Origin of the sequence: Bifidobacterium sp. wkB338 (assembly GCF_003688325.1) — a bacterium.
GTDB lineage: Bacteria > Actinomycetota > Actinomycetes > Actinomycetales > Bifidobacteriaceae > Bombiscardovia > Bombiscardovia polysaccharolytica.
Genome location: NZ_NPOR01000022.1, coordinates 79,008 through 91,114 on the forward strand (window position 1 = coordinate 79,008; position 12,107 = coordinate 91,114).

The 12,107-nt window shown below is 60.7% G+C and carries 6 protein-coding genes and 1 pseudogene; all 7 read left to right on the forward strand.

What is annotated here, in order from left to right:
- Positions 1-985: 985 nt before the first annotated feature.
- Positions 986-1,957 (forward strand): ABC transporter ATP-binding protein, encoded by a 972-nt coding sequence (locus CI603_RS04975; RefSeq protein ID WP_183122250.1) that lies wholly within the window; start codon positions 986-988, stop codon positions 1,955-1,957.
- A gap of 5 nt (positions 1,958-1,962) precedes the next feature.
- Positions 1,963-2,730 (forward strand): ABC transporter permease, encoded by a 768-nt coding sequence (locus CI603_RS04980; RefSeq protein WP_183122251.1) that lies wholly within the window; start codon positions 1,963-1,965, stop codon positions 2,728-2,730.
- Positions 2,731-2,736: 6 nt separating this feature from the next.
- Positions 2,737-3,402 (forward strand): TetR/AcrR family transcriptional regulator, encoded by a 666-nt coding sequence (locus CI603_RS04985; RefSeq protein WP_121913278.1) that lies wholly within the window; start codon positions 2,737-2,739, stop codon positions 3,400-3,402.
- A gap of 241 nt (positions 3,403-3,643) precedes the next feature.
- Positions 3,644-3,847 carry a hypothetical protein gene (locus tag CI603_RS08950; protein WP_147438285.1) on the forward strand — a complete coding sequence of 68 codons (204 nt, stop codon included), beginning with the start codon at positions 3,644-3,646 and terminating at the stop codon, positions 3,845-3,847.
- Between the two features lie 148 nt (positions 3,848-3,995).
- A pseudogene (locus CI603_RS09270) lies at positions 3,996-4,202 on the forward strand (InlB B-repeat-containing protein); the annotation flags it as partial.
- Between the two features lie 66 nt (positions 4,203-4,268).
- A complete protein-coding gene (locus CI603_RS04995) occupies positions 4,269-7,550 on the forward strand; it encodes an InlB B-repeat-containing protein (protein ID WP_121913279.1) in 3,282 nt (1,093 codons plus the stop codon).
- A gap of 337 nt (positions 7,551-7,887) precedes the next feature.
- Positions 7,888-11,601: an InlB B-repeat-containing protein gene (locus tag CI603_RS05000; RefSeq protein ID WP_183122252.1), complete on the forward strand. Its 3,714-nt coding sequence runs from the start codon at positions 7,888-7,890 to the stop codon at positions 11,599-11,601.
- The last annotated feature ends 506 nt before the right edge of the window (positions 11,602-12,107 follow it).

The window sequence follows — 12,107 nt, forward strand, 5'->3', positions numbered from 1 at the left end:
TTATCCGTACGGATATCATTCAGTGAAGTTTTGCAAAGTTGAGAGCTTTCCCTCATAAACACTTACAAAAATAGTCTTCGACCAGAGACCGCTACTGTCATTACCTCAACCGGATCCTAAAGACTGGTGTTCGCAAAATTGTAAGCCCTCAGTGCAGGACCAGAACGACAGCGAACCCAAGGCAGAGTGGAGTGCACAAAATCGTGCCCCGGTGAGCAGAAAGAGTGTCTGGCCCACACTTGGACAACAGCCCGCTACATTGAAAGTCCCCCACCGTCCGCAGAACAAAGACCGCACGGCTGTCTAGGGCAGATCCCTTGACAACCGGGGTCCAAATCTTCAAACGTTTCAGCAAGACAAGGACGATCAGGACCATAAAAGACCCGACCACCATCAAAACCTCAAGAAACTCAGCTTCTGATTCGTGCGCGAGGATTAATCGAACAACATAGGCCGGTAATTGTATTTGCGTTCAGGCAAGATCCGATTATCGAACAGCTTGCTACCAGCTTCCAGTACCTATAGAAGTAGGCGGTGACTGCGAAGAACACGGTGTCAATGGCACCCAACAAGCCGGTACCCGTAGACATAGATCCCCTATCAGTTCTTCGTCGAAGAGTAGTTATCGGATTCCCAACACTGCTAACGAAAATCATAGTACTCACTGCAATAATGAGGAAAAACACACTCTCCCTAACGTCTATTAACAAAGTGTCTGCGAGCGCGCCGAGATCGCCCCGACAGAGATCAGAAACACTTTGCAGATAAATGCCGCTGGTAATTACTGCAGATAAATCAACATTGTTGGATCATACTGCGCGAGAGAATGCACAGATCCTCATTAAAGGATGAAATCCCTACTCGGTTTCATATTCCTAATCACCACCAAGAGCCGATGTTGCAAACACAATGATGCGGGATTAATTGTTAACGATGTTATTATAGTTTACATTGTTAATCAGCAACAATCATCAGGAGGTATACCTTGCATCCTGCAAGAACCAATTCAGGGGAATACGCCCTGTCCTGTCAACAGGTGCGCAAATCATTCGGGAGCAGGCAGGTGCTCAAGGGTGTGGATCTTCAGGTCAGACGCGGAAGCATCCTGGGTCTGCTGGGTCGGAACGGAGCAGGCAAATCAACCCTGATCTCGGCCTTGACCGGGCTGGGTAAGCCGGACTCGGGCCACATCACAGTCGAGGGACACAACCCTTATCGAACCTCTTCACGCATTTTCGGCCGGGTCATCGGACTCGCGCCCCAGGACCTGGGCATCTATCCCCATCTCAGTGTCCGAGACAACCTACGTGGCATGGCCGGCCTGCAAGGGCTGAACACCAAGCAGGGCAGCAGAAGGGCCGACGAGCTGATAGAGCTCATGGGGCTGGGTTCCCAGTCAGGAACAGCAGCCGAGAATCTATCGGGAGGGCAGAAACGTCGCCTTCACACCGCCATGGCCATGGTCCACAATCCCCCGGTGCTCTTCCTGGACGAGCCGACGGTTGGGGCGGATGTGGAAGCCCGCGCCAGAATACTGGACATGGTCAAGGCCATGAGCCGACAGGGCACCACCATCATCTACACCACCCACTACCTCAAAGAATTGGAAGAGATGGGCGCGGACCTGGCCTTCCTGATCGACGGGCGGATCCAGGTCCGGGGCCCCCTGCAGGAGGTACTCCATAAATATGCCCGGGCATCCCTGCGTATCTCATTCGTCGGCCCTGCCCCAGGCCAGGTCCCGGGATGGCGGACGGCAGACGGCTTCCTGGAGCCCGATCACCCGGTGTCCAGTCCAGAGCAGGAGCTGGCCCGCCTCTTGCAGGAGCCGGTCATGAAAAATGCCCGTCTGGCATCAATCACCATCGTCCAGCCTGACATCGAGTCGGCCTACATGACCGTCATGGGTACATCCTCAAGCGACCCGGCCGGGTCACGGGCATGGGAAGACAGGTGAGCGCCATGCATTTCAACGGATATCTGGCAGCGTTCCGCCTGAATTTCAAAATCGAGCTTCGAAGCATCTGGCTGCAAGCGGTCATCGTGGCCATTCCCCTGATCATCATCCCTTTCATGCTGCCCTCCTACCGGGACTCACTGCGAGCCCAGGGGCATCTGGGTGCGAACGGATCCGAGCAGGCGCTTCCGGGGTTCGCCATCCTTTTCTCCATGTTCTCCCTGCAGCTGGTCCTCCAACTTTTCTTCCAGGAGCACGAATGGCACACCTGGGACAGAATGCGGGTGTCGGCGGTCTCCCTCTTCGACCTGGTCATGGCCAAACTGAGCGTGTCCTTCATGGTGCAGGTGGTCCAGGTCTCTCTAGTCATGCTGATCGGGACGGCGCTCTACCACTATCGGCCCAATGGATCAGTCCTGGCCCTGGCCGCGGTCTGCCTGGTCATTTCGATTGTGCTGACCCTCTTCGGCCTGCTGCTCTACATCTTCTCGTCCTCCCAGAACATGGCCATGTCCTTCAACAACATTCTTGGCATGCTCCTGGCTGGCATGGGCGGAGCCCTCAGCCCTGTCTCCGGATTCCCCGACTGGGCACAGAAGCTGGCCAAGGGCAGTCCCGTCTACTGGGCCATGGATGCCGTGGGAAAAATCAATTTCGACCATGCCGGAATGGCGGATGTATGGCCTGACCTGCGTATCCTGCTGGCCTTCCTGCTCGCCCTGGCTCTCCTGGCAACGGTACTATTCAAGAGAGGAGTACAGCGGAAGGAGTGAGTAAGCATGGCTGACCCACCCAAGGCACCAGTCAAGACGACGCTCAACCGAGACTACATTTTGCGCTCTGCCCTATATTTCGTCGATGAGCACGGACTGGACGCCTTGAATATCCGCGCCCTGGGCAAGCAGATGGGGGTGTCCGGGCCAGCCATCTACCGCCATGTGCCCAGCAAGGCCGCCCTGCTTGATGGGATCGTCGAGCTCATCTGGCAGTCAGCCACCGACCTCGACTCCATACCCCAGGGCATGGGATGGCGGCAAGCGCTGGAAGAGGTCATGCTCCAGGTTCACCGGACGCTGCTTTCGCATCCCCGGGCCCTCCCTCTCATGGCCACGCATCCCATCAACACCGACCAGTCCTTCCACATGGTCAGCACCTGGTTGAACCAGCTGACCGCCCATGGGCTCAAGGTCGATTCAGACACCATCCACCTACTCAATAGCCTGGCCGGACTGACCTTGGGCAGCGCCATCGCCCAGGCCTCTCCCCCGGTCGGCGGTGCGGGTGGCCAGACCAATACGGAACTGGCAAAAAAGCTGGCCGAGGATGCCCAAGGATTCGATGATCTAAAGACGCTGTTTGATTCTACGGACGACGGAATCTATGCCCTTATGGAGACCAGCTACCGCAAGGGCCTGCACGCCCTGATCGCCGGTTGGCCTGCCTGATCCGGAACTGCCGACCAATTCAGCGGGCCACTGCATCAGAAGTCCTGTTTGGCGATGTTCCCTCGACATTCCACCTGAGAGGATTTTATCCTCAGGTAGTATAGTTGGAGGATGCAGGGCTTTCTGTTCACACCCTCATAAAAAGGGATAGGGACGCGCAAAACGTCTAGGAAGCCTCCGAGGGTGTCTTACCGGCAGCGGTCGGCAGCGTCAGCCTTTGGGGAAGGGGATCATGCTTAATATGCGTCAGCATCAGCACATGTCGATCAGACCAGCTGCAGCCGTCAGTTTTCTGCTATCTGTCATCCTGCCTCTAGGCCTCCTTGCCTGCACCAGCGCCGATGCCAGCACTACGGCCAGTGAGCCTGCTATGGCCGGCACCAACGCGCCGACCATAGCAGAAGGCACCGGGGGGGGGGGGTCGTCAGACCCCTCGCGTAGCTAAGCAAAATTCCGGCACTATCTCCAGCAAGGCAACGCCAGCCGCCATATCAAAAACAGCCCAGTCACCACTGGCCACTCCATCACCCTTACATCCAACAAACCCGACGCCGTCCGCACAACCCACGCCCAACGACGACAGCCGCTCCCTACTGACACGATCCTCAACCACACACACCGTCACCTTCTCCGACGAGGACCAGCACACCAGCTCAACCCAGAACGTCAACGACGGAAGCCGGGCCGCAAGACCGGCCGACCCGACCAGGGACGGCTACCTGTTCGACGGCTGGTTCACCGGCGACATCGCCTACGACTTCAGCCAGCCCGTCAACAAAGACATCACCCTGCAAGCCCACTGGACCAGCAAAAAAGGTTCATGGAATCTCATCCCCTGGCATGGGCCATCCAAAGGCGGCAATGAATTGAAACTCAGGCCGCCCACACCGCGTGGCCTCAAATTCACCCAAATCAGCACAGGCGACCGACACACCCTGGCCATCGGCTCAGACGGCAACACTTACGGATGGGGAAGCAACGACTACGGGCAGCTGGGCGACGGCACACTTCAGGACCATTACACGCCCCAACTGATTGCCTTCCCACAGTCGGTCCACATCATCCAGGTCAGTGCGGGCATGCGCAACTCCCTGGCCTTGGATGACCAAGGCCACATCTGGGCTTGGGGCCGCAACGACTCCGGCCAGCTTGGCCTGGGAGACAGGACCAGAAGGACAACCCCGACAATGCTCGACGCCAGCGGAGGCATACACTACGAGCAGGTATGCACCAGGGAGCAGCATTCCATGGCCTTGGACAGTGATGGCAACGCCTGGGCTTGGGGCGCGGGCCTCTATGGACGATTGGGAATCGGCAATACAACGAATTCCTATTCGCCTGTCAAAGTACTGAAGCCGGATAATGTACCGTCCTCATTCAAATTCACCCAGATCAGCGTGACCTACTACCGTTCGCTCGCCCTTGGCAATGACGGGAACGCCTATGCCTGGGGCGATGCCCGTTGGGGACAGATAGGCAACGGCAGTTCCGACGGCAGCTACAACAAGCCGGTCAAGGTCTCCAAACCAGCCAACGTGGATGCTTCGACCTTCTCCTATACGCAGATCAGCGCCGGCTACGTGCACTCCCTTGCGCTGGGCAACAACGGCGAAGTATATGCCTGGGGAGTCAACGACAATGCCTCACTCGGCAACCCCAGTCACCCGGTCAACAACAACTCTGAAGCAGATGGCCCCCACGAGTACGTCGCCATACCCAGCAAGGTCGTCCATCCTGCCGGAGCCCCAAGCACCTTCCGCTTCACCCAGGTCAATGCGGGATACAAGTACTCCCTGGCCATCGGCAATGATGGCGAGGTCTACGGATGGGGATCCGATGCCGACAGGCAGCTGGGCGTCGACGAAAGCAAGAAACCCTCCGGAGGCTACAATTGGGACACTCCTTTCCGTGCCATGCATCCTGCAAATGTGAGCGAGCCTTTCAAATACCAAGCCATCAGCAGCTTCGGGAACACCACCCTGGTAATAGGATCCGACGGATATGCATACGGTTGGGGAAGGAACGACTTCGGAAACCTGGGCAACACCAACAACCGCACGCCATCAACGCAGGTAATGCAGGCCAGCCGGGTCATCTTCCCTGAGTCTGCGAACCTCATTAGAGCCCTGTTCGATGGCGCATCTGTCAGCTATTCAGCAATGCAAACAGACCAGCAGGGCAATTACTGGTCGCTCAAGCCTCCTGCACATGTCACGGGATGGGTAAAGGTGGTCATCTCATGGAGCATGAACGGACCGCAAACCGATGCCACATTGTCCTACAAATATGACGGTGCGGATCATGCGGTCAACTTCGCCAAGGGATGTATCGACTGCACGGTTTCCGGCATGCCCGATCAACAATCGGTTACAGATGGAAATCAGGCTTCACGTCCCTATCCTGATCCGTCCAGGGACGGCTTCCTGTTTGATGGCTGGTTCCTCAAGGATGCCAAGGGCAAATCCGATGTGGCGTATGACTTCAGCCAGCCGGTCACCGGAGACATCACCCTGGTCGCGCATTGGAGCCCCGCGGACACCGGCGGCTGGTCGATCAGCCCAGACAAGGGCAACGTGCTGGGCGGCCAGCAGACCACCATCACCCCGCCCAAGCTGAGCCGCGGCATCCGCTTCAGCCAGATAAGCGCCGGCACTGTAATAAGCGGATTCTCAGTTGGTGTGGCCAGCGACGGGAACGTCTACGCCTGGGGCGCCAACGACTACGGCCAGCTGGGCCAGGATCCGGACAAGATGCCTACGCAGAACACGCCGGTCAGGGTCCCCCTGCCGGACGGCGTGGCCTCCGGCTTCACCTATACGCAGGTCGCGGCAGGCGATGCCCACGTGGTGGCCATCGGCTCCGACCAGATTGTCTATGCCTGGGGGCTCAACGACCAGGGCCAGCTCGGCAACGGCAGCCAGGACAGAAATACCCATCCCAGTCCAATGCCCGTCAAGGGCGCGGACGGCCAGCCCTTCAAGGCCGTCCAGATCAGTGCCGGCGCCGGCGACTCGGCAGCCGTCAGCCCGGATGGGCGCGTCTACACCTGGGGCAGCGAAATATACGCCAACTACTCCAGCAGCCCCCGGCTGACACCGACCCTGGCCAAGGACCCCAACGGCTCCGGCCAGGGACTGCATGCGGTCCAAGTCAGCGTCAATTGGAGCTTCATCATGGCCCTGGACGCGGACGGCAACGTATACACGTGGGGATACAACAACTACGGGCAGCTCGGCAACGGCACAGCCACGGGAGACGACAGCGATACATATGCCGCCGACCCGGCACGCGTGCCCGACCCCAAGGATGCCAGCAAGGCCTTCAAAGCCACGCAGATCAGCGCCGGAGGCTCCCACGCCCTGGCCGTCGGCCAGGACGGCACCCTCTGGGCATGGGGATGCGACGCCGACGCCCAGCTCAGCGACGGCGGGTATGAGGATCAGTCAACTCCCATGCAAGTACGGAACCCCAAGGACTCCAGCCAGGGCTTCAAAGTAGCATGGGTCAGCGCCGGCGTAAACCAAACCATAGTCGGCGACGAGGACGGCACAGCCTGGGCATGGGGAATCAACAACTGGGGCCAGCTCGGCATCAACAGCACTAACGAGACGCAGGATACGCCCACGCAGATGTCGCCCCCTGCTGGCCAAGACAACCCCGCCAGGGGATTCACACCCGCAAAAGTCAGCGCCGGAGGCATCCATGGCCTGGCCATCGGCCAGGACGGCAACGCGTACAGCTGGGGAAGCAATTGGTACGGCGAGCTCGGCAACACCAGCATCCCCACAGGACAATACGTAGATGCTGCTAAAAGCCTCGTGCCGGTACCAGTAATGCTCGGACAACTGCTGATCACCGGTGTCAAGTTCGACCAGGCGACGGTCGGCTCCCTGCAGCAGAATGCCGATGGTTCCGTCACCCTGGCCACCCCTGTCCACAGTCCGGGGCAGGCCAATGTGATCGTGGACTGGACGTTGGGCGGGGTCAGCCAGGCCCAGACGCATCTGACCTACACCTACGAAGGCACCCTGCCCCTGACGGGAGGCAATGGCAGCATGATCCTCCTGCTCGCCGCCGGGCTGCTCGCCACAGCCGGCGCCGCCGCAGCCGGACGCCACCGGCGCGAAACCCACGGCCTGCAGGCCTAGAATCTTCACCCGAGTAAGCAGCCGGACTAAACCCCAAGTTAGTCCAGCCGAAGGGTGGCCCCGCCAATCCCCCAACACAACGGAGCCACCCACCTCTTTGCATCCACTCTTTATACCCATTCCCTAGAATAAGTCAATAAAGCCTGAAATAGCCCTCATATCGTGTGCAGCCAAGCAGCCCCCGGCAGGCCTGGCTGACGGGCACCTGGAGCATGCAGACGGACCGTGATAGCCTATTGAGTATACGTGGGGATTGTGTCTGCCATCTATCGGGGAGCCGGACCAGGGGAGTTCCAAGTACGCGGCAACAGTTCCTGGGAAGGGGATCATGCCGGTCATGCGTCAGCATGCGAACATGCACAGCCAACGGGCCATCGTCGTCAGCATGCTGCTCGCCTGCAGCCTAATCGCCGGAGGATTCGCCGCGGCTGACACTGCCTCCGGCGGATCCAGTGTGCCCGAGCCGACCAAGCTGGAGCAGACGGCTGCAGGCCAACAGGCCGACCCATCAGCCAATGCACCAACCCTGCCAGCCAGTCCGGCCGGCCCCAAGTCTCCGCTGCCCTCGCCCGCGCCCCTGGACACCGCATCCCCCCTCACCACCGCGCAGGCCGCACCCAAGAAGCCCGGCGACACCGGCATCAAAAGCAAGACCACCGACAGCAAGCCCCAGACACGCGCAGCCTACACCGTCACCTTCAACGACCCCGACGGCAGAACCAACACACCCTCCCAGAGCGTCCCCAGCGGTGGACAGGCCTCCAGGCCCGACAAGGACCCGAGCAGGGACGGCTACCTGTTCGACGGATGGTTCAACGGCAACACCGCCTACGACTTCACCCAGCCCGTCACCGGCAACATCACCCTGACCGCCAAATGGACCAAAGGCGCCGGCTCCTGGAGCCTCTCGCCCGCTTCCGGCCCACCAGCCGGAGGCACCAGGATTACCCTCACCCCGCCCACCACACCCGACATACGCTTTAGCCACGTCGGCACAGGAACCTACGCTTCCCAGGCCATAGGCTCCGACGGCAACATTTACAAGTGGGGAGATGCCTCCGATAAAAGGCCAGTGATCGTCACCCCGCCAACAGGCGTCCACTTGACCCAGACCAGCGCAGGAATGAACTTTACTCTGGCCCTGGGATCGGACGGCAACCTCTACAGCTGGGGATTCAACAACCAAGGCCAGCTTGGCAATGGTACCACTACCAATAGCGGGCTGGGCAAAGTGATCATGCCGGCAGACGGCACGAAATTCACCAAGATTAGTGCCGGATTTAACTATTCCTTGGCCATAGGATCGGACGGCAACTTATACGGCTGGGGAGACAACAGCTACGGGCAGCTCGGCCTCGGCAATCCCAGTGTGAGCCCTAATCAACAGCCGATTAAGGTGATCCTGCCAACAGGGATCCCAAAATTCACCCAGATCAGTGCAGGAGACAGTCATTCCCTGGCCCTGGACTCGGACGGCAACCTCTACAGCTGGGGATACAACGACCACGCACAGCTCGGCATCGGCGCTAGCGATTCTGATGCTCATGCCGCTCCGAGCAAGGTGAACCTGCCAACAGGGGTCCCAAAATTTACCCAGATCAGCGCAGGATACAAGCATTCCCTGGCCCTGGGAACTGACGGCAACCTCTACAGCTGGGGAACCAACGAGAAAGGCCAGCTGGGACGCAGCATCAATGAGGCGGAGGACGGCACGCCACGCAAAGTGAACCTGCCAACAGGTGTCAGCCGATTCACCCAGGTCATCGCAGGCGGCGAGCATTCCCTGGCCCTGGGATCGGACGGCAACCTCTACAGCTGGGGCGACAACACCAGTGGCCAGCTGGGACGCAACCCCAGCGCAACGAAAGACGGCACGCCACGCAAAGTGGCCATGCCGGCAGGCATCACAATCACCCAAGCCAGCGCGCCCGGCACTTTGGGTGGGGACTTCTCCCTGGCCCTGGGCTCGGACGGCAACATCTATAGCTGGGGATGGAACGGCAACCAGCAGCTGGGACGCGACGCTAGCGGCTACTTCGACGGCCAACCTAGGATAGTCGACTTCCCTGAGAAACCAAAGCCGACCGGCGTCAGCTTCGGCGATAGGCGGGGTACGAGCCTAGCCGACAACAAGGACGGCACCTGGAGCGTCGTCACACCCCCGCATGCAGGAGGCAAGACGGACGTGACCGTCTTCTGGAGCAGGAACGGCTGGAGGCCCGACGCGCACCTAGACTACACGTACATCATCACCTACACGGTCGCCTTCGACAGCGCCGACGGCAATCCGGTCCCGGACCAGCAGCGAATCACAGGAGGCCAGCAGGCCACACGCCCAATCACAGACCCGGCCAGGGACGGCTTCCTGTTCGACGGCTGGTTCCTCAAGGACGCCAATGGCGGTTCCAAAGTGGCTTATGATTTCAGCCAGCCGGTCACCGGCAACATCACCCTGGTCGCGCATTGGAGCCCTGCGGACACCGGCGGCTGGTCGATCAGCCCGAGCAAGGGCAACGCGATGGGCGGCCAGCAGGCAACCATCACCCCGCCCAAACTCAGCCGCGGCATCCGCTTCAGCCAGATAAGCGCCGGCTCTCTGAGCGGCTTCTCCGTTGGAGTGGCCAGCGACGGGAACGCCTACGCCTGGGGATACAACCAACACGGGCAGCTGGGCCAGGGCAGCGCCAGCAGCACTCCGCAGAAAACACCGGTCAGGGTTCCCCTGCCCGATGGCGTGGATTCCAGTTTCACCTACAAACAGGCTGTGGCGGGTGGCTACCACGTGCTGGCCATCGGCAGCGACGGCATCGTCTACAGCTGGGGGGCCAACGACCACGGCCAGCTGGGCGACAACACCACCACCGAGCGTTCCAAGCCGCTGCCTGTCAAGGGCGCGGACGGCCAGCCCTTCAAAGCCTTCCAGGTGAGCGCCGGCGCCTACGACTCGGCAGCCATCAGCCCGGATGGGCGCGTCTACACCTGGGGCAGCGAAAACAACAACTTCACCGATTACAGCACATCCAAATTGGCGCCGGCCCTGGCCAAGGATCCCAACGGCTCCGGTCAGGGGCTGCACGCGGACCAGGTAAGCCTCGGTTGGAGCTTCGTCATGGCCATGGACGCGGACGGCAACGTATACACGTGGGGGTACGACAACTATGGGCAGCTCGGCAACGGCACAGCCACGGGAGAGCACAGCACCATATACGCCGCCGACCCGGCACGCGTGCCCGACCCCAAGGACACAAGCAAAACCTTCAAAGCCACGCAGATCAGCGCTGGAGCCAACCACGCCATGGCCATCAGCCAGGACGGTATCCTCTGGACGTGGGGGTACAACTATCGCGGGCAGCTGGGCGACGGCACGACAACCAACCGGCCCTCGCCCACGCAGATAGGAAAACCAACAAAAGCCAGAGTCACGCAGATCAGCGCCGGCGCGTACCATTCCCTGGCCGTCGACCAAAGCGGCACAGCCTGGGCCTGGGGATGGAACATCAACAGCCAGCTCGGCACCAACAGCAGCGACTTCTATCAGCCCGCGCCCACGCTCGTGTCGCCGCCTGCAGGCCAGGGCAACGCCGGCACCGGGCTCGCAACAGCACGCATCACCGCAGGATGGAACCACTCCATGGCTGTCGGCCAGGATGGCAATGCCTACGCCTGGGGCGACAACGCATCCGGCCAGCTCGGCACCGGAAGCGACACGACTCCAATCAGCACCCCGACCCAGGTGACCCTCAACTCGTTGCTGATTACTGGTGTCAGTTTCGACAAGACGGCCGTGGACCGCCTGGTGCAGAATTCTGACGGATCCGTCTCTTTTGCCACGCCCGCCCACAGTCCGGGACAGGCTGATGTGGTCGTGGACTGGACCCTGGGCGGCGCCGCCCAGACACCAGCCCAACTTGATTACACCTATGAAGGCGTCCTGCCCCTGACGGGCGGCAATGGCAGCATGATCATCCTGCTCGCCGCCGGGCTGCTGGCCGCAGCCGGCGCCATCGCGGCCGGACGCCACCGGCGCGAAACCCGCGCCCTGCACGTCTAGAATCTTCACCCGAGTAAGCAGCCGGGCCGCATCCCAAGACGGCCCGGCCAACCAGGGTGGCCCCGCCAATCCCCCAACACAACGGAGCCACCCATTCTTTCCGTCCACCCGCCTGTCTATGAGGTCCAGCAAGCACAACAGAACCGGCACCCCTCCTGCTGCGCAAGGCCGACCTTCCTGGGCTCGTCTCCCATAGGCTGCGGCTGAGCCGTGCGTGGGCATGGCTGGTGTCGTGATAGAGTTGTTGCAGATCAGGGCCGGGATTGCACCCGGCCACCGGCGGGGAGCCGGTCTGGGGAGTTCAGGAAGCGCAGTTGCGTTTCCTATGGAAGGGGTTCATGCCTATCATGCGTCAGCATCCGTACACGCACAGCCGTCCGGCTATGGCCGTCAGCCTGCTGCTGGCCGTCATCCTGCCTGCCAGCCTGATCGCCGGGGGCCTTGCCGCAGCCGACACGGCCGACAGCGAACCTGGCATGGCCGCCGCGCCGGCCATGCCAGTAGGC